This is a genomic window from Dokdonia sp. Dokd-P16, from assembly GCF_003095655.1.
Taxonomy (GTDB): Bacteria; Bacteroidota; Bacteroidia; order Flavobacteriales; family Flavobacteriaceae; genus Dokdonia.
On sequence record NZ_CP029151.1, the window covers coordinates 1,637,313 to 1,660,084 of the forward strand.

Genomic DNA, 22,772 nt, shown 5'->3' on the forward strand with positions numbered 1-22,772 from the left:
GAAAGCGTAATTTTAAAAAAATACTGTTAAATCATAATTTACTTTTGCAAAAATCTATAGTACGCAGTGGCTAGTTTTTTATCACCTTCTGTGTTTCTAGAACTTCACCATCTCTATTGAATAGTTTCAAAAAGTACACTCCAGAATTTAGGTTGTGTAAGGTAATTGCCTCGCGATTGTGAGTTCCTTGTAAAACTATTTTCCCATTGATGTCAATTAACTGAAATCTATGGCTTGATTCAGAACTTATATACAATCTATCGTTTACTGCAGGATTAGGATAAACAATTGAATTTTCTCTCTTGAAATCTTTTGTGTTTAATAATTCTGGATCTTCTATTAAGAAAATATTCTGTGATCCAGTGATATAATATAGATTGGATTCATAGCTAGTGATGCCTAAAGGAGCATTGTCTGGAGTTAAAAGAAATTCGGGACTAATTGGTAGCGCGTTGTCTAAATCGAACTTAATGATACTATGGTTTGCCGAGAGTGAAATTGTAGCGTATAGCAAACTATTTTTTAAGTAAACATCTTGCACAAATCCAGCATAACCATCCATATTTGAAACTAGTATAGGATCTGGAGAGCTGTCATTAATATTGATTTTATATAAGGCTAAGTTGTTTGTGGTTCCTGTGCGCTCAAAGAAATAAAGCTCATTATTAAAAACCTCTCCAATAATTGTGGAGTTATTATTCTCAAAAACTATGGTCTCCGTGTAGTTAGTGTCATTTATAGAATATTTTAAAATTGTATTACCTCGTACAAAGTACAGTACACTGTTATATAATACTACACCCATTTGGGTATCTATCGCAGCGTTGTTAATCGCTTCTCCTTGTACTGGGAAGGCATCATTTAAATTTAGCTTGTACAAAGTACTTGCTGTTCCACCTATAAGAGTGTTGGAATTTTCATCATAAGTGAGTTTTATAAAGCCAACTGCAGGCGGGGCTTCAGCAACAGTTATTTTATTAGTAGGGTTATTAAACGGCACCTTTTGAATGTAAGCCATATTGTTAGCGTTCACATCAAAGAGTCCAACATATAATTCATCATTAATAGTGTGTAGTGAAAATGGAGCTCCCTGCCCCGCAAATGAATCAGTAAAAATTTCTTGAGCTTGAGCTACGATACTCTGAAACATAAATAAACCGAAAAGTAATTTTAACTTCATAGAATGATTTTTCTTACAAATATAGTCTTAAGTATTAAATATCAAAACAATACCGGAACCACATAATACGCCAGCGCAAAGAGCAACCCTACAGAGATTAAATTTAAAACCACACCCACACGTGCCATCTGGCCTACGCGTACGTGACCACTTGCAAAGACTATCGCGTTAGGCGGTGTTGCCATAGGTAGCATAAATGCACAACTAGAAGCAAGGGTCACTGGAATTACCATTTGTAAAATGGGCACATCCATCCCTATCGCAATACCTACCACTAGCGGAACTAAAATGGTGACAAGTGCAACATTACTCATCAGTTCTGTCATAAAGAGCATTAAGAAAATAAGCACGGCAGTCACCACCCACATACTCCAGTCTTCCTGCTGTGAGATATAGGAACCTATCATATCTATAAATCCAGATTGTGCTAGTCCAGAGGCAAGTGCGAGACCGCCGCCAAAGAGGATTAAAATTCCCCAAGGTAATCGAGAAGTATCTTCCCAATTAAGCGGAAAGGAACCTTTCTTATAATCAATAGGAACTATAAACATAAGTAGCGCGGCAATGACAGATATGGTCGTGTCTGTAAGGGTAATATCTGGTAGCAAGTTGTTTAAATAAGAGCGTAGCATCCATGAGAACGCAGTAAGTAAAAAGATGATGAGCACCACTTTTTCTCCTTTTGAAACAGGACCAAGTTTATCTAATTCTGTCTGTATGATATTTCCAGACTTTCCGATATTACCTAAGTTATTCTTGTAGAAGACTCTTGTAATCATAAAATATGTGATGATCATAAGTATGAAAGAAAAAGGAACGCCCATTTTCATCCACTGGAAAAAGCCTATATCTATATTGTAACTCTCATTAAGGAAAGCAAGCATTACAGAGTTAGGCGGTGTGCCTATCAAGGTTGCCATCCCACCTATGTTTGCACCAAAAGCAATACCTAGCATAATGCTTAGGGCAAAGTTGCGGTCGTTTTTTGTAAAACCATCCTCATCATCTATAAGAAGTTGTATGACAGAAACAGCTATGGGAAGCATTACTACAGTACTTGCCGTATTTGAAATCCACATGCTCATCAAACCAGTGGCAATCATAAAACCCAGTATAATTCCGTTTGCTTTGGTGCCTGTGATTTTAAGAATAGAGAGTGCTATGCGTTTGTGCAGGTTAACTTTTTCTAGCGCTAGCGCGATTACAAATCCTCCAAAAAATAGATACACAATGGGATTTGCATAATTACTCGCCACATCCTTAATATCTCCTATGCCAAGTAGCGGAAACAGAGCAAGCGGTATAAGTGCAGTAACAGAGATGGAAACAGCTTCTGTAACCCACCAGATAATCATCCATAGAGCGACAGCAATCACCTTATCTATCGCTGGGTTTATGAGTTCTATAGGTGCTGCAAGTAGTATAATGCACAATAATGGGCCAATGATAAAGCCTACTTTTCGCGAAAGCGTAAATTCTTTCATAGCCTTAAAAATAGGCAAAAAAGAAAACTACTGACCTTTTAAATATAAGGCAAGTCTGATTTTCCAATAGGGCATCTCCTCCTTAAAGTATTCATAAAAGGATTTGAGCTTATCTGCGTCTTCTACTTTTAAAATGGCGTCGTGTATTTGCTTTACTTCTACAGGCTGTATAAACTGGTAAAAATCTACTTCCATACCTTCTTCATGCAACTTCATCAAGTGATTGTACACAGAGCCTATAGTGAGTTTACGGGTCTCTGCAATTTCTTCTAGAGAAAGGCCTTGCTGGATGAGTTTCTTAGTCTCTAGATACGTTTTACTACCGCTTTTAGGCTTTGGTTTTTGGACATGCTCTTTAATGACCTTTATAAAATCTGCGCCATATTTTTCCATCTTTGCTTGTCCCACACCTTGAATGTCTAAAAACTGCTTTTGAGTCACAGGTTCTTGATCTTCCATATCCTTAAGGGAAGCATCAGAAAATACGATATAAGCTGCCACATTTGCATCTCTAGCCAGTTCAGAGCGTAGTTCACGTAGTTTTTCAAAGAGCGTTCCTTTTGGTTTTTTAGGTTTGCGTTCTTTGGTAACAGGTTCGGTTTTAACTTTGGTGAGTTTAGCTAGTTGTATATTCTTCCCGTCGTATAATACTTCTTTAGCAAGTGGGGTGAGTAGTAATCTTCCGCTTTCGCGAAAGCGTATTTCTAACAACCCTTGATTGATAAGCTGCACAATATATTGCTGTAGGTCTCTCCAGGGAACATCTTTTGCGGCTCCGTATGTTTTTATTTCTTGATAGCCTTTGTCATATACTTGAGCGTTTTGCGAACCTCTTAAAACGTCAATTACGGTACCCATCGCTTCTTTTTGTTGCATACGAGCAACGCCCGAAAGTACTTTTTGAGCAAGTACAGTGCCATCAAAATATGCCGGCGGACTGTTACAAATGTCACAGTTTCCGCAATCTTCAGAGAGAAACTCACCAAAGTAGTTGATAAGAACTTTTCGTCTACAACTCAGCGCTTCTGCATACTGTTGCATGCGGTCAAGCTTAGCCATTTGGTAGTCGGCATTTTTTGCTCCGTCTATAAACTGTCTTAGCTGTAGGGTGTCTGCATAACTATAAAAAAGTAAGGTGTGGGCAGGTAATCCATCACGTCCAGCACGACCTATTTCTTGATAATATCCTTCAAGATTTTTAGGCATGTTGTAGTGGATCACCCAGCGCACGTTACTCTTATCTATTCCCATACCAAAGGCGATGGTAGCACAAATTATGGGCGTCGTATCATTTATAAAATCTTCTTGAACTTTTGAACGTTGCTCTGCATGCATTCCTGCGTGGTATGCAGCTGCTTTATAGCCGTTAGCTTGTAGTTTGGCTGCTAGAGACTCTGTACTTTTTCTAGAAAGACAGTAAATGATACCACTTTCTCCAGGGTGCTCTTCAAGGAAATCAAGAATCTGGTCATTACGTTTTTGGCCAGGTCTTACATCGAGATAGAGATTAGGTCTATCAAAGGAAGAGACGTACTTTTTTGCATTGCTTATTCCTAATTGGTCTGCAATATCATCTTGTGTTGATCTGTCTGCTGTTGCGGTAAGGGCAATAAGTGGCGCTTGTGGAAAGCGTCTTTTTAGATAGCCTAGTTGCGTGTATGCAGGTCTAAAATCGTGACCCCATGATGAGATACAGTGTGCTTCATCTATGGCAATTAAAGAAATGGTCGCCGCATTCAAAGCGCCATCCAGCATTTGTAAGCTCTCTGGAGCAACATAAATGAGGTCTATGGCGCCGCTTTGTAAATCTGCTAATACTTGCTGAGTTTCTTCTAGAGGTTGTGTACTATTGTAGTAGGCTGCTTTTATGCCATTGGCACGTAGCGCATCAACCTGATCTTTCATTAAGGCAATGAGAGGTGAGATTACAAGAGCAACTCCATCTAGCGCAAGTGCGGGCAATTGGAAACACATGGATTTACCACCACCCGTAGGCATAATAACAAGTGCGTCATCTCCACGACACACAGATTCAATAATTTCTTGCTGGTTAGGGCGGAAATTATCGTAGCCAAAATGAGTTTTTAAAAGGGAGTGTAATTCTTGTGTTGCAACCATCTTACAAAGTTATTAATACCAATTAAAAAAGGCGCTGATTAAAGCGCCTCTTTATACAGTAATGATGTATTTATTTTTCTTAAATAAGACGCTATAAAGGAATGTTACCGTGCTTCTTTTTAGGAAGCTCCACCTTCTTGTTTTCTAAAATACTAAATGCTTTGATAAGTTTGCGTCTCGTGTCTTGTGGCATAATTACTTCATCTATAAAACCGCGTTGTGCGGCACGATAAGGGTTTGCAAACTTCTCTGCATACTCATTTTCTTTTTCAAGTAGTTTTTCTTCAGGATTATCTGCTGCGCTTATTTCTTTTCTAAAGATAATCTCGCTGGCTCCCTTTGCACCCATTACCGCAATCTCAGCACTAGGCCATGCATAGTTAAGGTCTGCACCTATGTGCTTAGAGTTCATCACATCATAAGCACCACCATAAGCTTTTCTTGTAATTACCGTTACTCTTGGTACGGTTGCTTCACTAAGTGCGTATAATAACTTTGCTCCGTTTGTAATAATACCATTCCACTCCTGATCTGTACCCGGAAGGAAACCTGGAACATCTACAAGTACTAATAATGGAATATTGAAACAGTCACAAAATCTTGTAAAACGAGCAGCTTTCTTCGAACTATCTACATCTAGTACTCCTGCAAGAAACATAGGCTGGTTTGCTACAATTCCCACACTACGACCACCTAAACGAGCAAAACCTACAATAATATTCTCTGCATAATCTTTATGGATTTCATAGAAAGAGTCCTCATCTATAATACCCGTGATTACCTCGTGCATATCATAAGGCTTGTTTGCACTATCTGGGATAATGGTTGCAAGCTGGTCGCGCACTTCATCCTTAAGTGTAAACGGTAAATTCTTAGGTGTTTCCGTATTATTCTGCGGTAAGTAGCTCAATAAAGATTTAAGATCTTCTAGACATTGTGCGTCGTTTGAAGAGGTGATATGTGCTACACCAGATTTTGAGCTGTGTGTACTTGCGCCACCTAGTTCTTCTGAGGTTACTTCTTCATTAGTCACCGTTTTTACAACATTAGGTCCCGTCACAAACATGTAACTGGTGTTCTCTACCATCATGGTAAAGTCTGTCATTGCTGGAGAGTATACTGCTCCACCCGCACAAGGTCCCATAATAGCCGAGATTTGCGGAATCACACCAGAAGCTTGTACATTGCGGTAAAATATATCTGCATAACCTCCTAGTGAGCGTACACCTTCTTGTATACGTGCTCCACCAGAATCATTAAGACCTATTAATGGAGCTCCAGTTTTCATGGCGAGATCCATTATTTTACAAATTTTCTCTGCATGTGTCTCAGAGAGTGCTCCTCCAAAAACCGTAAAATCTTGTGCAAATAAGTAAATCAAACGACCGTTTACAGTACCATAACCAGTAACTACACCATCTCCATAATAGATTTCCTTTTCCATACCAAAATCTGTAGTACGGTGGGTTACAAGAATACCTATTTCTTCAAAAGAGCCATCGTCTAGCAAGTAATGTATACGTTCTCTAGCAGTAAGTTTCTTTTTCTCATGCTGCTTGTCTATACGTTTCTGCCCGCCACCTAGGTGAGCGAGTTCAATTTTTTCGTTGAGCGTTTTAATGTTAGCATCCATAGGTTATACAGTTGGTAGGCGTAAGATATTTTGTTCTTTTATATGTTGTTTAAGAGCGATAAGAGCAGCAATACGTGCTTCTTTCTTAAAACCTTCTTTTAAAGCTTCTGGAGAATAGTAATTTTTTACAAAATGTGTATCAAAATTTCCAGAACGGAAGGCTTCATGCTCACAAACAAATTTCCCGAAAGGAAGGGTAGTTTGCGCCCCCTCTATTTTATAATCATCTATGGCTTTAGAGAGCAGCTCTATAGCTTCTTCACGTGTAGGTGCATAAACAATAAGTTTTGAGAGCATAGGATCATAATAGATAGGAATATCCATTCCTTGTTCAAATCCATTGTCTACTCGTATACCTTCTCCTTCTGGGAGAATGTAAGTAGATAGATTTCCTACACTAGGTAAGAAGTCATTGAGAGGATCCTCTGCATACACACGTAATTCTAATGCGTGTCCTTTAATGCTGAGGTCTTCTTGAGCGATAGATAACTTCTCACCACGAGCAACGCGTATCTGTAACTCAACAAGATCTGTACCTGAGATAAGTTCGGTTACTGGGTGTTCTACTTGTAAACGAGTATTCATTTCTAAGAAGTAGAAATTGTGTTGATCGTCTAGCAAGAACTCTACGGTACCTGCACCACGATAATTACATGCTTTTGCTACTTTTATTGCTGCTTGTCCCATTTCTTCTCGTAGTTGCGGAGTAAGGACTACAGATGGAGCTTCCTCCACTACTTTCTGGTGACGACGCTGGATGCTACATTCACGTTCAAACAAGTGAATCACATTACCATGATTATCTGCCATTACTTGAATCTCAATGTGTCTAGGTGAGGCCACATATTTTTCTATAAAAACAGAACCATCGCCAAAGGCTGCAGTCGCCTCGCTAATAGCCGTACTCATTTGTGATGCTAGTTCGCTGTCTTTTTCTACTACGCACATACCTTTTCCTCCACCTCCGGCAGATGCTTTTATAAGAATAGGGTATCCTATTTCGGCAGCAATAGCTTTTGCTTTTTCTACATCTGTGATAGCTTCATCAATACCTGGCACCATCGGGATGTCGTATGCTTTTACAGCTTCTTTGGCCGCGAGCTTACTTCCCATGATTTCTATTGCGTGTGCCTCTGGGCCTATGAAGATCATTTGTGCTTCGGTTACCGCTTTCGCGAAAGCGGAATTCTCACTTAAAAATCCGTAGCCAGGGTGGATTGCATCTACGTTAAGTTCTTGAGCAACTTTGATAATTTTATCACCTAATAAATACGACTCCGATGAAGGCGCATTACCCACGCAAACGGCCTCGTCTGCATAGCGCACGTGCGGTGCATTACGGTCTACAGTAGAGTAAATGGCTACTGTTTTAATACCCATTTTCTTTGCAGTGCGAATTACCCTAATGGCTATCTCACCACGGTTTGCAATTAATATTTTCTTTATAGTTTTCATCTATTTTTCTTCTTCAAATTCTACAAGTAATTGCCCCTTATCTACCGCGTCATCTTTTACAACATGCACGGCCTTGATAACTCCGTCTGTATGGGATACAAAGCTGTTTTCCATTTTCATGGCGCTTAGAATCACTAGCGTGTCACCTTCTTTTACTTCTTGACCAGCAGAGACCTGCACATCAATAATAAGACCTGGCATAGGAGAAATGAGATTGTTGAGCTGCTTTGAACCTCCTACCGTGAAGCCCATCTCTTTAATAAGAATGTCAATTTCGTCTTTAATAACAACTTCATAATTGTTGCTATTTACCTGAATGTTGTACGTCTTTTTGCTGAAATCTGAGGAGACCACAGTTGCTTTAATAGAAGAGTTATCCTCTAGAATATGGTAAGAATCCGGAGAGGTAGGTACCGCGTCTAACTGAGATAGTTGGTCACGAGAAACCTCGAACTCATGCTCCTCATTAACGGTGGTTTTATAGGTGTTGCTCATCGCTTGTATTTTAAGATATAAATATACGTAATTGCGATATTGATAACCTAATGAACTTTTAATAAGAAAAGGCGCCCGTAAGAGCGCCTTTTCTTATTAAAAATGTAAGATTAGTTATTTTTACTAAGCATCAATAACTCGTTACAAACAATCTCTGTCATATATCTTTTGATACCATCTTTATCTTCCCAAGAGCGATTAGTAAGTTTACCTTCTATCGCAATTTCTTGTCCTTTCTGAATGTAGCTTTCTACTACTTTAACAAGACCGCCGCGTACTACGATGTTGTGCCAGTAAGCACGTTCTACTTTCTGACCATTCTTGTCTTTGTAAGAATCATCTGTTGCCATGGAGAACTTGGCAATTTTATTTCCATCAGGAAATGTTGTGATTTCTGGTTCTTGACCTAATCTTCCAATTAACTGTACTTTGTTGCGTAATGCGTTCATAATAATGTGTTTTTCTTGAGTAGGTTAAGCCTACCAAATTAAGTTATATTTCTTTCTCGAGCCGTTCTCGAAAAAAATCATTTATTCTTAGTAAGCGAATTATAATAACCACTTGTACATAAGAACACTGCAAATATGCGACAGCTCACAAGCTCTAGCCGACTTTTAAACGTTTACTTACGTTTATAGTCGTTTGTAAACGTTTGTAAGTAATTGAAATTGTTTTTATTACTGATAATCAGTGCTTTGTGTTTTTTTTTTTAATAATCTGGTTTTGAAGTGTTTATTACTTGAATCGTTTATTTAAACAAATATGAGATTATTTTTTTGCTAGACTTTAAAAAATAATCGCTCGGTATGAAATCTTTTAGCTGGGCAACAAAGAATGCTACGATACAGATCATAAATAATTTATTCGGCTACTTTGGTCTTTATGCGAATACAAATTGGAAAAATAATATGAGAATAGACAGTTCTGAAGTGCTACATATATTTTGATGAAAAAAAATCTACATAAATTTATTATATAATTTTTTTTTCTTTAAAATGTAAATTTTATTGCAAGTAGATGAAAAATTTTCGACTTATGCATATTGAAATACATCATTAAATTATTTTCATATTATGAGTAACTACCATATCAAAGGACTTAAAGAGTATTTCCAGGTCTATGGAATGGCTGTAGATGATCCAGAGCAATTTTGGGAAGAAATAGCTGAAGAAAATTTTGTCTGGCGTAAGTACTGGGATTCGGTACTTGATTGGGATTTTGAAAAACCGGAAGTAAAATGGTTTGATGGTGCTCAACTTAATATAACAGAAAACTGTATCGATAGGCACCTTAATCATCATGGAGATAAGACCGCATTTATTTTTGAGCCTAATGACCCTAGTGAAGCTGCGGAGCATATTAGTTATAAAGATTTACATAAACGTGTATGTAAATTTGCAAATGTGCTTAAATCTAAAGGGATAAAGCGTGGAGATCGCGTTTGTATTTATCTACCTATGATTCCAGAACTAGCTGTTTCTATGTTGGCATGTGCACGTATAGGAGCTATACATTCTGTAGTATTTGCTGGATTTTCTAGTGTAGCCTTAAGCACTCGTATTAATGATGCGAGTTGTAAGATGGTAATTACGAGTGATGGTTCATATCGTGGGACTAAAAAGGTAGATCTTAAAGTTATTGTAGATGATGCTTTAAATAATTCTCCTTCTGTGGAGGATGTACTTGTAGTAAAACGTACAGGCTGTGAGGTAGTATTGAAAGAAGGACGTGATGAGTGGCTAGCTCCATTATTAGAAAATTCATCAATAGAGTGTATTGCCGAGACTCTAGAGGCAGAAGATCCACTCTTCATTTTATATACATCAGGTTCTACTGGTAAACCTAAAGGGATGTTACATACTACCGCTGGATATATGGTTAATGTGGCCTATACATTTAAAAATGTATTTCAATATAAAGGAGATGATGTATTTTGGTGTAGTGCAGATATAGGTTGGATTACAGGACATAGTTACACCGTTTATGGTCCATTAATTAATGGAGCTACCTCTATAATTTATGAGGGAGTACCTAATTTTCCAGATTGGGGGCGTTTCTGGGCGCTTATAGATAAGCATCAAGTAAGTCAACTATATACGGCACCTACAGCAATAAGAGCGCTTGCCAAGGAGAACTTGAGTTATGTAGAAAAATATAAATTAACATCCCTTAAAGTATTAGGTACAGTGGGTGAACCCATCAATGAGGAAGCCTGGCATTGGTATAATAATAATGTAGGGAAAAAAGATTGTCCTATTGCCGATACATGGTGGCAAACAGAAACGGGAGGAATTATGATAAGTCCTATTCCATTTTCGACGCCTACAATTCCCACATTTGCAACCTTACCATTACCAGGAATACAAGCCTGTTTAATGGATGAACAAGGCAAAGAAATAAAAGGAAATCGAGTAGAAGGAAGATTGTGCATTAAATTTCCATGGCCTAGTATAGCTAGAACGATATGGGGTGATCACAAAAGGTATAAAGACACGTATTTTTCAACATTTGAAAATAAATATTTTACGGGAGATAGAGCATTACGTGATGCAACTGGTTATTATCGTATTACAGGGCGTGTAGATGATGTGATTATTGTATCCGGTCATAACTTAGGAACCGCACCTATAGAAGATGCTATCAATGAACATCCAGCGGTTGCCGAAAGTGCTATTGTTGGCTTTCCACATGATATAAAAGGAAACGCTTTGTATGGTTATGTAACCCTAAAAGATTCTGGATTAAGTATTGATAATGATCATCTTAGAAAAGAAATTAATCTTATTATTACAGAAAAAATAGGACCTATTGCAAAACTAGATAAAATTCAATTTACAAGTGCATTACCTCAGACACGTTCTGGTAAGATAATGCGACGTATACTGCGCAGAATAGCATCAGGAGATGTTGATAACATAGGAGATATAAGCACATTGATTAATCCTGAGACTGTAAAGGATGTTATGGATAACGTATTATTATAGGTATAACAAAGTCTCAAGGAGAAAATCTTTGGGACTTTTTGAGTTTGGTATAAATGATTAGAAATTTCTTTAAACCTCTACAGTAATAGGTGCATTTTGGTATATTTCAAAAAAACAATTTTGAAATCATCTAATCTGAAATTCTAGTTCTTGTAGACTTTTATGCTACTTGGTGTCGACCCTGTAAAACATTAGGATCTATATTCGGAGCGAGTAAAAGAAGAGCTCGGCCTCAAGTCAAAATTGTGAAGATTGATGTAGATAAAAATCAACCACTAGCAGCACAATATACTGTAAGAGGAGTACCTACGATGATACTTTATAAAGCAGGAAAACAAGGTTGAGTAAAAATGTATATATCACACGCTATGCATTAAGAGCATGTCTAAGAGAATCTCTGTCTTATAGGGTTTGAGTATGCTATTGTTAATGCCGTGTTTTGTTAGTTCTTTATCTCCTTCTTTATAGCTTGTGGCTGTAAGAGCAATGATAGGAGTTATACTGTCAAACTTTCTTATAACAATACTTGCGTCAATACCATTCATAATAGGCATGTTAATATCCATCAATATGAAATCATAGGCATTATTCTTTACTGCGCTCACAGCTTGTTGTCCATCACTGGCACTTTCGTTTTTTATACCGTATTGTTCAAGTACTTTTTTAGTTACAAGTTGGTTAATATTATTGTCGTCTACTATAAGTACCTTTTTGCCTTTGAGACGTTCATAGCTTGAGATATCTGATTGAACTTCTAGGTAGGAGTCGGATCCAGTTTCTAGGTCAATTGTAAATGAAAAAGTAGAACCTTTATTTGGACTGCTTACTAGTGATAATTTACTCCCTAGTATGTGTAAAATCTTTTTTACAATAGGAAGACCTAGGCCTGTGCCTTGATGGTCTGAACTGGCCCCTACTTGAGCAAACTCAGTAAAAATTTTTTCTTGTTCTTCTTTGGCAATGCCTTGTCCTGTGTCTGCTATACTAAAGAGAATACTGTTTACATCTTTATTCTTTTCTTGTAGTGTTGCCTTTATGGTGATTGTGCCATCCTCTGTAAACTTGCTGGCATTACTCGATAAGTTCATGAGGACTTGAGAGATTTTAGTTTTATCGCCCAGTAAAGTGTCTGGAATATTAGGGTCAATAATTACCTTAGTAGTGTTATTGTTTTTCTTATTTATAAACTCAAGAGTTTGTACGATGTGAGGTATTAATTTATGTAGTCTAAAGTTAGTCTTCTGGACGCGCTCGCCTTCTTTTGAGGCAAACTTATTTAAGCTCAATATGTCATTTACGAGTGCTAGGAGATAGTCGGCAGAAAATTTTAGGGATTTTAAATCTTCCTCATGACTTTTGAGTGCTGGGTCTTCAAGAAATACAGATGAAAGTCCTATAATTCCATAGAGCGGAGTTCTTAATTCGTGACTTACTGTAGAAAGGAATTTAGTATTGCTTCTGGCTAGCTTTTGAGATTTCTTTTTAGCTTGTAGATATTGTTTGTTTTTTGATTTTAAATTATCAAGAAGCCTGTTTCGTTTTTTCCTTCCATATAATAAAGTTCCGATAAATAAGAGTAAGATTGCCGCTAGTACGAGTGAAGTTCTTAAAAGTAATTTGTCTTCACCAGCCTTTTGAAGCGCGAGCTCATTTTCTAATTTAGAGGCTCGTAGTTCTTGTTTAAATTTATTGAGATTAAAGCGAGAGGTAGCATTTTTTTGCTGCTTTATCTTGTTTGCTTCATATCTCTTTTCGACGAGTACATCATAGGTTTTACGTATGTTATTTACTTGCTCGTAGTTACCTAAGCTTTCATAGGCTTTCATTAGGTTTTTATAATTATCAATTTTGTAATTGTCATCTTGCTCATTACCAGCGATCTCCATAGAGTAGTTAATTGCATTAATCGCCTCTTTGGGTTTATTTTGTAATAGATAGATAGAACTTTGAACGTGATAGACGGTCCCTTCAAAGTTGTTTTTCCTTCCATTAAAGTCATCTTTTGTTAGCAATTCTTTTGCTTGATTTAGATAGTATTGCGCTTCATTAGGTTGCCCTTTTATGACGTATAGTTCTGCTAGGTTGTTATTTGATATAAAATCAATCATGATACTATTTTCAATTTCTGGGCTTATGGCGAGTGCTTCTTCAAAATAAGTGATGGCCTTTTCTGGATCTTTCTCAAAAAAAGTGTTCCCCAGATTAGTAAGATTTCTTGCCAAATTAAAGGTGTCATTAGATTTTTTATTTTCCTCAATGGCGTTATTAAAAAGATCTTCGGCACCCTGAAAATTGTCTACTTGTATAAATGCATTTCCTAGAATACTTCTTAAACGAGATGTAGTGATAGGTGATTTGACTCTCTTAGCATTATCTAGAAGATGTGGTACTATCTCAATTACTTTTTCATAACTGGACTCATTGAAAAGGGTGAGAATTGACGGCATCAGAGAGTCTATCTCTGCAATAGTAAATTGCTTTTCTTTTATTGAAAGAATTTCTTCTTGAGAGATTGTCTCTTGACTGTAGGATTTAAAAGTATATACAGTACTTAAAACAACTAGAAGTATTGTAGTTAGTCTAGTCATAAATTTTGATTTGGGAATGATAATTTAAGAAATTATCCCTAGAGTATGTTTTATGTCAAAAAATGGATTTAATTAACTAATAATATTCTTTTAATCTTGAAAATACTGCTTTTTGTCGATTATAGGGGTGGTTTACTTAGATTTTTTTATTTTCCAAAATCTCTGTGATATTTTTTATAAGCCGCTAATTATCAGCAATGAATAATTTTCATGTTATAAAAAGGCTCTCTGTTGCATATTTGAGCCTTAACTAGTTGAGATTTTGAATTTATGGTAATATTAGGATGGTTTGTCTTTGGTGCGCTTTCGCGAAAGCGTTAAATGTTTTCATTATTAGCGTCATACTCTATATCTTTTATCAATCAAATAGATACATAATGAGTAATTACCACATAAAAGATCTAGAAGAGTATTTTCAAGTCTACCGAAAGTCTGTAGACAAGCCTGAGCAATTCTGGGAAGAAATTGCCGAAGAAAACTTTGTCTGGCGCAAGCGCTGGGATACCGTATTAGATTGGGATTTTAAAAAGCCAGAAGTAAAGTGGTTTGATGGAGCCCAATTAAATATTACAGAAAATTGTCTCGATAGACATCTCTACACTCGTGGTGATAAAACAGCATTGCTCTTTGAGCCTAATAATCCTGCTGATCCTGCCGAACATATTACTTATAAAGACCTGCATGAGCGCGTGTGCAAGTTTGCAAATGTGCTTAAGGCTAAAGGTGTGACACGCGGTGATCGCGTGTGTATTTATGTACCCATGATACCGGAACTTGCGGTATCTATGCTTGCATGTGCTCGTATAGGAGCGGTGCATTCAGTAGTATTTGCCGGTTTTTCTAGTACTGCATTAAGTACTCGTATTAATGATGCAAGCTGTAAGATGGTGATTACAAGTGATGGCTCATATCGAGGTAATAAAACGATTGACCTTAAGAGTATTGTGGATGAGGCATTAGAAAATACTCCATCTGTTCAGAGCGTACTTGTTGTTAAACGCACTGGTGGCAATGTAGTAATGAAAGATGGGCGTGATGAGTGGGTAGCACCACTGTTAAAGGAAGCATCAACAGATTGCCCTGCCGAAACTATGGAAGCAGAGGATTCTCTATTCATTTTATACACCTCTGGCTCTACAGGCCAACCTAAGGGGATGTTGCACACTACCGCTGGCTATATGGTATATAGTGCATATACATTTAAAAATGTATTCCAATATAGAGAAGATGATGTGTATTGGTGTAGTGCAGATATAGGATGGATTACTGGGCATAGTTATATTGTCTACGGGCCACTTGCAAATGGTGCAACCTCGGTACTTTATGAAGGCGTACCTAGTTTTCCAGACTGGGGTCGCTTTTGGGAAATAATAGATAAACATCAAGTAAGCCAGTTTTATACTGCTCCCACGGCGATAAGAGCACTTGCAAAGGAAAACTTGAGTTATGTGGAGAAGTATGATTTATCATCTCTAAAAGTATTAGGAACCGTAGGTGAGCCCATAAATGAAGAGGCTTGGCACTGGTATAATGATAATATAGGGAAGAAAAAATGTCCAATTGTTGATAGCTGGTTTCAAACTGAAAACGGTGGGATTATGATCAGCCCTATCCCCTTTGCAACGCCTACAATTCCCACATTTGCAACTTTGCCATTACCAGGAATACAACCCTGCTTAATGGATGAACAAGGCAAAGAAATAAAAGGAAACCAAGTAGAAGGAAAATTGTGCATTAAATTTCCATGGCCTAGTATAGCTAGAACGATATGGGGAGATCACAAAAGGTATAAAGACACGTATTTTTCGGCATTTGATAATATGTATTTTACTGGAGATGGTGCTTTGAGAGATGCTACGGGTTATTATAGAATCACAGGACGTGTAGATGATGTCATTATCGTTTCTGGTCACAACTTAGGTACAGCACCTATAGAAGATGCTATTAATGAACATCCAGCTGTTGCCGAAAGTGCAATTGTAGGTTTTCCTCATACTATTAAAGGAAATGCTTTGTATGGTTATGTAACGTTAAAGGAGACTGGAGAAGGGCGTGATCACGATAATTTACGCAAGGAGATTAATCAGCTTATTACAGAAAAAATAGGTCCGATTGCTAAGCTTGATAAAATCCAATTTACAAATGGATTACCTAAAACGCGATCTGGTAAAATCATGCGTCGCATACTACGCAAGATTGCGTCCGGAGAAGGGGATAATCTAGGAGATATAAGTACACTTCTTAACCCTGAGGTGGTGAAGAGCGTAAAAGACAACGCGCTATTATAACATGAGAAACCCCGAAGATTATTTCTTCGGGGTTTCTTATATATAGTGAGTGATTAATTAACTCTTTAGATTATCTCGTGGTTGGGTAAACTCTTTTTTATCTTTTACCTGATAGTTAATCTCTTTGCCGTGAGTGGCCTCTAGATTAATCGCTTGTTCTTTTTTACTTGTTTTCTCTGGATTAGGTGTTGTATTACTCATGATTATAATTTTTAATGTTCACTTAAAGATAATTTGAAACTGCCTTTTTGTAAAAGCAATTAATAAACCTTAACCATCCATTGTTAAAAAATGTGAACGGTGGTGCTTGAAGATTAGAGCTGTAGGTGTGAGTAGTTTTGAGAGAGTTTACTGGTTCAAAAATGTGCTAGTTTGGATATTAAGGAACACACATCAAAAACGACTAAGGTTATAAATCTCTTAAAGCCATTAATGGTACAGAGGGATTTTATTATATTTCAATAAATCTAAAATATACACAACGATGAAATCATCCTTTTTTGATATAATCCAATCTGAAACGCCCGTCTTAGTAGACTTTTATGCAACATGGTGCGGGCCTTGTAAAACATTAGGTCCAATACTAGAACAAGTAAAAGATGAGCTAGGTGATCAAGTGAAAATTATAAAAATAGACGTAGATAAAAATCAGCCGCTTGCTGCACAGTATAATGTGCGTGGAGTACCTACTATGATTCTTTATAAAGCAGGTAAGCAGGTGTGGAGACAATCTGGAGTGCTGGAGAAAAGTGTTATTGTTGAGGTGGTAAAAACAGCATAGATGATCATATTAATTTCTTCGGAGAAAACAAGCGAAAGTGAGATAGAGACGCTTCATCAACTCTTTGAAGCTGGATTATCTCATTTTCATCTTAGAAAACCAGATGCAAGTCTTGATGAGCACATAGCATACTTGAATATGGTTGATAGTGCATATCATAATCGTATAATGACGCACAACTTTCATAAAGAGCTGTGTAATCAATTTAACATTATGGGTGTGCATCTAGAGGAAGCGATGTGGAGAGCACAAGGTGACCGTCTAGAGGACTATGTAATCTCATTTACTAGCAAAGGAAATATTGTGTCTTCCTCTTATCACGAGCCTCAAGATCTTGCTTCGCAAGCAGTGCGTTTTGCATATACATTATTAAGTCCTGTGTTTTCGGCAATTTCTAAAAGTGATATGCAAGGAAGAGGTTTTGATGTGCGTCACATTAATAAGGATATTGTGGGCATGGGAGGAATAAATGCAACCACAACTCCAGAAGCACTAAAACTTGGTTTTAAAGGAGTAGGAGCGCTAGGTGGTATATGGAATGCAGATGATCCTGTAGTAGCCTTTGTGGAGATGAAGACCGCTTTCGCGAAAGCGAATACCTAACCTTTACTATATTTGCACCATGGCAAAACGAGGAACACCTAAGAATACGAAAAATAAAGCAAAGCATTCTAAGCTTATGGATCGTAAGAAAAAGAAAGAGCGCGAGAAAAAAGACGCTAGTGAAGCGCGATTACTCGAAGCAAAAGAAAAGATGAAAGCTCTTAAAGAGAAAGAAGAAGAATAATAAAAGCGTCCCGATGGACGCTTTTTTTGGTTTTAGAGCGTAACATATTGATAGTAAAGACGTCATTTTAATAGTTTAGGCAACCATTTTAATTTTTCCAGCGTCTATATATTAAATAACCATCTTATGACGACACTTATAAAATTCATTCTCACATTACTTACAATAACCTGCGCTGCTACGGCGGTAGCACAATCTTATAGTGTAACCGTAATTGATGAAAGGACTAAAGAGCCCATTCCTTTTGCAACTGTAAAATTATCTAAAAACACAGGTACAATTACCAACGAAGAAGGCATCTTTACTCTTGGAGAGCATAAGCTATCTACACTTAGGGATTCTGTGTATATCTCATCTATGGGATATGAAGAGGTGGCTATTTTTCCTAAGAAAGTGATGGATACCATTATATCACTGCGTGTAAAAACAAACGAATTAGAAAATGTGTTTCTCACAAATAATCCGCTGGATGCAGAGGAAATTATAGAGCGAGTTAAAGAAAACATAGCTGTCAATTATCCTAATGCGCTCACTGAGAAAAAAATATTCTTCAGACAGTCTGAGTCAGATCGTATTGATAAAATGGATATCGAAGTAGAAAAAACGACTATTCCAGAATTTAACCAAGTCTTTATGGATAGTCTAGTGGGGTCTGTAGCAAAGAAGAGTGATTACTACAGTGAGTCTGTAGGAACACTTTCTGGTAATTATGACAATCAAAAGCTAGTTATTGATAAAGCCGCAAAGCTCTATGACAAAACTAAAAAAGATGTAGGGGTAGAGAGTTTTGGAAAAAGGCTTGAAGAAATTGTTGAGAAAAATGTAAAAGCAGATTCTTATTTTAAAATAAAATCTGGAATTATAGGAACCACCATTGAAGTAGATGACTCAACAAAAATGGGTAGCTCAAATGGCGGACTTAAAATAGAGGTAGATACAGAGCAAGAGGAAAATGACAAGGAGCAAGCCATTACAGAAAGCATAAAATCTGACCTTTCTGATCTGTTTGAGGCTATGTTTTATAAAGAGGATACAAAGCTTGACTTTTTAACCAAAGCAAATCGTTATCGTTTTACTAAAAGAAAATTTACGGCAATAGGTGATGATATTGTTTATGTAATAGACTTTGAACCTAAGGGAAGAAAAGATTTTAAAGGAACCTTATATGTAAATACGGATGACTTTGCAGTAATGCGTCTAGAGTATGAGAATGTGCGCAAGCTGTCAAGTTTTGGGATGTTCGGTATAAGCTATAAGAAGTATTTATATAAGGGAAAAAGCATCTATGCAAAAGATGATAATGGTGGTTATTCCTTGCGATTTATGGAGTTAGAAAACGGAGAGCGCATAGGTATAGATAGACCTTTGAAAATCATTGAAAAAAACAAAAATGTAGGAGGTCGCCGCAAGCAAAATGAAGTAGCGATGGAGATTGAAATAGCAAATACTAGCTATTCAAAAAAGGAGCTAGTCATTTTTAGTTCTACTAGTATTGATCAAAGTACGTACGATGCTGTAGAGGAAATTAAAGAGATGGAGGCAACATACTTATCTAATTATGATCCTAATTTTTGGAAAGGTTATACCATTATGGAGCCTAATGCGGCAATACAAAGCTTTAAGTCTGAGAGTAAATAAAAGACTAGATCAAAGATTCTTGATATCGAATTATCATGCCAGTTTCCCTTTGTGGTTGCTGGCATTTTATATGGTGAAGTCTTTAAGCGCTTTTAGTATCTTTACTTTATGGAATTAGTATTTATAGGGCTCGCCGTAGGAGCGATTCTCTCTTATTTTGTATTTAACTTTATCTCTGGAAAATCTAAAACTCCAGATGCTCAAGCACAGTCTGTGGTGCTTATGGAGCGCATAAGAACGGTGTGTAAATTCATCACTGTAGAAGGCGACTTTGCAGAGATATATCATTACGAAAGTTTAAAAAATAAATGGATGAATCTATTACTAGGTTCAAAAAAAGCCATCGTACTCATAGATGCAAAAGCACACATAGGTTTTGATCTTACTAAGATTAAAATGGAGGCAGATGATAAGAATAGAACCATTAAACTTTTCAATTTCCCAGAGCCAGAGTTGCTTTCTGTGGAGACAGATTTTAAGTATTATGATAAAAAAGAAGGCTGGGCAAATCCTTTTACTAGCACAGATCTTACAGAGATAAACAGAGAGGCAAAGCAGCACATACGCGATAAAATCCCACAAAGCGGACTCTTTGAAGAAGCAAAAACACAGGCGCTAGAAACGGTACAGTTAATGCAAAAACTTGTAGAAACTATAGGCTGGAAATTAGACTACTCATCGCTTGAAATACCTGCGAGTAATGAGACTAAGAAACTGGACTCCTAGTGATTTATCTTATTACTGGAAATACAGGAGCAGGAAAAACTACGTATTCATTAGATCTTAAGAAAAGCGTTAATGGTATCTTATTTTCCATTGATCATTGGAATAAGACACTATTTCTTGATGATAAACAAGAGACAGACGGAGTTGATTGGTTTTTAGAACGCATAGCGCGTAGCGACCAGATGATTCAATCACTAGTATTACAGCTCGAAGAGGCGGATACTCCCGCAATTTTAGATCTTGGATTTGCAAAGCGAGATAGAAGAGAACGTTTTTACGCTTTCGCGAAAGCGCACCAAATACCTTACGAGCTTCACTTTCTTGATATTGATAAAGAAATAAGAAAAGAAAGAGTACAACAGCGCAATAAAGAGCAAGGAGCCACCTACGAATTTGACGTTTCGGCGGCAGATTTTGAGTTTATGGAAACCTGGTTTGAGCCGCCTGTAGAAGATGAACTCGTAGAAGCAACAATAATTACCAAGTGAATATAGAAGCGTTTAGAACATATTGCCTTGATAAAAAAGGAGTCACGGAGGAGTTGCCTTTTGATGCAGACACCCTAGTTTTTAAAGTGATGGGTAAAATGTTTGCACTTTGCTCTTTAAAACGAATTCCACTCTCGGCAAATTTAAAATGTGATCCAGATCGAGCTCTCATTTTGAGAGAGACTCACGATGGAGCTATCATTCCTGGATGGCATATGAATAAAACTCACTGGAATACCTGTGTTCTGGAAGAGTTACCACCACGATTATTAGCAGAGCTTATTGACCATTCTTACAATCTTGTCGTATCAAAAATGACAAAAAAACAACAAGCCGAACTTGCGGCTCTATAATATGACAGCACCTACAGCCTTCTATGAAGGACAAATTAAAACATATCAGAAGGAATTATCTGAGATTAAAAGCAAACTCAATATTTCAAGTACCATAAGGCTCGCAGTGTTCTTAGCTACAGGAGCGAGTGTGTACTTCACACTAGGTAACACGCAATTCCTTATGGGGTGTATAATCGTGGGTATTATTGCTTTTTTACTACTTGTGAGTCGGCACAGCCAGTTGCAGCACAAGCGTGATCTTACTAAAGCACTTCTAGAGCGCAATGAGACAGAATTAAAAGTACTAAGTAGGGATTTTTATGACCTGCCAGATGGGAGTGAATTTCATAATCCAGAGCATGTGTTTAGCCAAGATATAGACCTTTTTGGGCGTGGCTCTTTCTTTCAATACTTTAATAGAACTGCCCTTGATAGTGGTTCTTCAAAACTTGCTTCCATGCTTCTTTCAAATGATATTGAGGGAATATCACAAAAGCAAGAAGCTGTAAAAGAGTTAGGTGAGCTGCCAGAGTGGAGACAATTATTTAGTGCAATCGCATCATTAGTTACCACAGATTTATCTGCAGATAGTGTACTGCTTTGGTTAAAAGAGTACACCTCTTTTGTGCCTAAACAAATGAAACTTATCTCGCGTATATTTTCTGTAATCTCATTACTTACACTAGCAGCTTATTTTATAGGTTTTATTGCTGGATGGTGGGTATTTGTAGTATTTGGGATAGGTTTATTGATAAGCGGGAGGTTCTTTGGGAGAATTAATATGCTCTCTGCACATACAGGTAAGATTCAAACCACATTTACACAATATGCGAGCTTATTATCTAGAATAGAGGAGCAAGAATTTGCGAGTGATTTGCTAGTAAATAAGCGCAAGATGGTCATTACATCAGAGCAATCAAGTTCGTCCATTTTGAGAGCTTTTTCAAAACATTTAGACGCACTTGATCAGCGTAATAATTTTATAATTGGACTCATATCTAATGGGTTTTTTCTTAGAGATTTAAGTATTGTACACAACATTGAAAGGTGGATTGCAACACATCGCGATGCGGTTGAAGATTGGTTTGAAGTAATCTCCTTCTTTGATGCTTATAACAGTCTGGGTAATTATACTTTTAACCATGAAGGTCATGTATTTCCTGAGATTACCGAAACTGGAACTACATTAGTTACCACAGGAGCAGCGCATCCTCTTCTTGATCCTACAACTGCTGTGCGTAATGATATCACTATAAAGAATGATGAGTTCTTTATCATCACAGGAGCAAATATGGCTGGTAAAAGTACCTTCTTAAGAACGGTAGCCTTACAGGTTGTGATGGGTAACGTAGGTTTGCCCATATTTGCAACGAGCGCTTCATATACGCCTATAAAGTTAATTACTAGTATGCGCACCACAGATAGTCTTACAGATGATGAGAGTTACTTCTTCAGCGAACTCAAACGTCTTAAGTTTATTGTAGATCAGATAGAAACAGATCGTTACTTTATCATCTTAGATGAAATTTTAAAAGGAACTAACAGTACAGATAAGGCAGAGGGTTCTCGTAAGTTTATAGATAAGCTTGTAGGTGCAGGAGCAACTGGTATTATTGCTACGCACGACCTTAGTTTATGTGAGGCGGCAAATGATCTTAAGGAGGTGAAGAACTACTACTTTGACGCACAAATAATAAATGACGAATTGTTCTTTGATTACACTTTTAAGGAAGGTATTTGTCAGAACATGAATGCTAGTTTCTTATTGAAGAAAATGGGGATTGTGTCATAA

General features: G+C 37.2%; 20 protein-coding genes. 11 read left to right on the plus strand and 9 right to left on the minus strand.

The genetic code is table 11. From position 1 onward, the window contains the following. Positions 1 to 70: 70 nt before the first annotated feature. From DCS32_RS07460 to DCS32_RS07490, 7 genes are all read right to left on the minus strand, one after another. Positions 71 to 1,180 (minus strand): T9SS type A sorting domain-containing protein, encoded by a 1,110-nt coding sequence (locus tag DCS32_RS07460; RefSeq protein ID WP_108877698.1) that lies wholly within the window; start codon positions 1,178 to 1,180, stop codon positions 71 to 73. Between the two features lie 41 nt (positions 1,181 to 1,221). Further along, on the minus strand, positions 1,222 to 2,664 hold the full coding sequence (locus DCS32_RS07465; protein WP_108879259.1) for an SLC13 family permease: 1,443 nt from the start codon (positions 2,662 to 2,664) through the stop codon (positions 1,222 to 1,224). A 27-nt stretch (positions 2,665 to 2,691) separates the two neighbouring features. After that, positions 2,692 to 4,782, minus strand: coding sequence for a DNA helicase RecQ (recQ, locus tag DCS32_RS07470; RefSeq protein ID WP_108877699.1), 2,091 nt, complete (start codon positions 4,780 to 4,782; stop codon positions 2,692 to 2,694). 91 nt (positions 4,783 to 4,873) lie between these two features. Next, a complete protein-coding gene (locus tag DCS32_RS07475) occupies positions 4,874 to 6,415 on the minus strand; it encodes an acyl-CoA carboxylase subunit beta (RefSeq protein WP_108877700.1) in 1,542 nt (513 codons plus the stop codon). A gap of 3 nt (positions 6,416 to 6,418) precedes the next feature. Then, positions 6,419 to 7,870: an acetyl/propionyl/methylcrotonyl-CoA carboxylase subunit alpha gene (locus tag DCS32_RS07480; RefSeq protein WP_239057579.1), complete on the minus strand. Its 1,452-nt coding sequence runs from the start codon at positions 7,868 to 7,870 to the stop codon at positions 6,419 to 6,421. Then, positions 7,871 to 8,365 carry an acetyl-CoA carboxylase biotin carboxyl carrier protein subunit gene (locus DCS32_RS07485; RefSeq protein WP_108877701.1) on the minus strand — a complete coding sequence of 165 codons (495 nt, stop codon included), beginning with the start codon at positions 8,363 to 8,365 and terminating at the stop codon, positions 7,871 to 7,873. 110 nt (positions 8,366 to 8,475) lie between these two features. After that, positions 8,476 to 8,814 carry a single-stranded DNA-binding protein gene (locus DCS32_RS07490; RefSeq protein ID WP_108877702.1) on the minus strand — a complete coding sequence of 113 codons (339 nt, stop codon included), beginning with the start codon at positions 8,812 to 8,814 and terminating at the stop codon, positions 8,476 to 8,478. Between the two features lie 624 nt (positions 8,815 to 9,438). On the opposite strand from DCS32_RS07490, the gene acs (DCS32_RS07495) reads away from it, so the two are divergent. Continuing rightward, positions 9,439 to 11,349, plus strand: coding sequence for an acetate--CoA ligase (gene acs, locus DCS32_RS07495; RefSeq protein WP_108877703.1), 1,911 nt, complete (start codon positions 9,439 to 9,441; stop codon positions 11,347 to 11,349). Positions 11,350 to 11,489: 140 nt separating this feature from the next. Next, positions 11,490 to 11,693, plus strand: a complete 204-nt coding sequence (locus DCS32_RS07500) for a thioredoxin family protein (RefSeq protein ID WP_108877704.1) — start codon at positions 11,490 to 11,492, stop codon at positions 11,691 to 11,693. A gap of 15 nt (positions 11,694 to 11,708) precedes the next feature. Here the strand turns inward: DCS32_RS07500 and DCS32_RS07505 are convergent, their stop codons facing one another. Then, positions 11,709 to 13,937 (minus strand): ATP-binding protein, encoded by a 2,229-nt coding sequence (locus DCS32_RS07505; RefSeq protein WP_108877705.1) that lies wholly within the window; start codon positions 13,935 to 13,937, stop codon positions 11,709 to 11,711. Between the two features lie 377 nt (positions 13,938 to 14,314). Here DCS32_RS07505 and acs (DCS32_RS07510) point away from each other — a divergent pair, with 377 nt between their 5' ends. Further along, entirely contained in the window at positions 14,315 to 16,225 is a 1,911-nt protein-coding gene (gene acs, locus DCS32_RS07510) for an acetate--CoA ligase (RefSeq protein WP_108877706.1), read from the plus strand. A gap of 57 nt (positions 16,226 to 16,282) precedes the next feature. On the opposite strand, the gene DCS32_RS16125 is transcribed toward acs (DCS32_RS07510), so the two are convergent. Beyond that, entirely contained in the window at positions 16,283 to 16,426 is a 144-nt protein-coding gene (locus tag DCS32_RS16125) for a hypothetical protein (protein ID WP_204161807.1), read from the minus strand. Between the two features lie 283 nt (positions 16,427 to 16,709). Here DCS32_RS16125 and trxA point away from each other — a divergent pair, with 283 nt between their 5' ends. From trxA to DCS32_RS07545, 8 genes are all read left to right on the plus strand, one after another. Next, entirely contained in the window at positions 16,710 to 17,006 is a 297-nt protein-coding gene (trxA, locus tag DCS32_RS07515; RefSeq protein WP_108877707.1) for a thioredoxin, read from the plus strand. Beyond that, positions 17,007 to 17,609: a thiamine phosphate synthase gene (locus tag DCS32_RS07520; RefSeq protein WP_108877708.1), complete on the plus strand. Its 603-nt coding sequence runs from the start codon at positions 17,007 to 17,009 to the stop codon at positions 17,607 to 17,609. Positions 17,610 to 17,628: 19 nt separating this feature from the next. After that, a complete protein-coding gene (locus DCS32_RS16130) occupies positions 17,629 to 17,793 on the plus strand; it encodes a hypothetical protein (RefSeq protein ID WP_204161808.1) in 165 nt (54 codons plus the stop codon). Positions 17,794 to 17,919: 126 nt separating this feature from the next. Continuing rightward, a complete protein-coding gene (locus tag DCS32_RS07525) occupies positions 17,920 to 19,431 on the plus strand; it encodes a carboxypeptidase-like regulatory domain-containing protein (protein ID WP_108877709.1) in 1,512 nt (503 codons plus the stop codon). A 108-nt stretch (positions 19,432 to 19,539) separates the two neighbouring features. Beyond that, positions 19,540 to 20,157, plus strand: a complete 618-nt coding sequence (locus tag DCS32_RS07530; protein ID WP_108877710.1) for a DUF4230 domain-containing protein — start codon at positions 19,540 to 19,542, stop codon at positions 20,155 to 20,157. Beyond that, positions 20,157 to 20,645, plus strand: a complete 489-nt coding sequence (locus DCS32_RS07535) for an AAA family ATPase (RefSeq protein WP_108877711.1) — start codon at positions 20,157 to 20,159, stop codon at positions 20,643 to 20,645. The genes DCS32_RS07530 and DCS32_RS07535 overlap by 1 nt, the downstream gene beginning before the upstream one ends. After that, positions 20,642 to 20,998, plus strand: a complete 357-nt coding sequence (locus tag DCS32_RS07540) for an MmcQ/YjbR family DNA-binding protein (RefSeq protein WP_108877712.1) — start codon at positions 20,642 to 20,644, stop codon at positions 20,996 to 20,998. Before DCS32_RS07535 ends, DCS32_RS07540 begins: the two co-directional genes overlap by 4 nt. Before the next feature lies 1 nt (position 20,999). Further along, positions 21,000 to 22,772 carry a MutS-related protein gene (locus tag DCS32_RS07545; RefSeq protein WP_108877713.1) on the plus strand — a complete coding sequence of 591 codons (1,773 nt, stop codon included), beginning with the start codon at positions 21,000 to 21,002 and terminating at the stop codon, positions 22,770 to 22,772.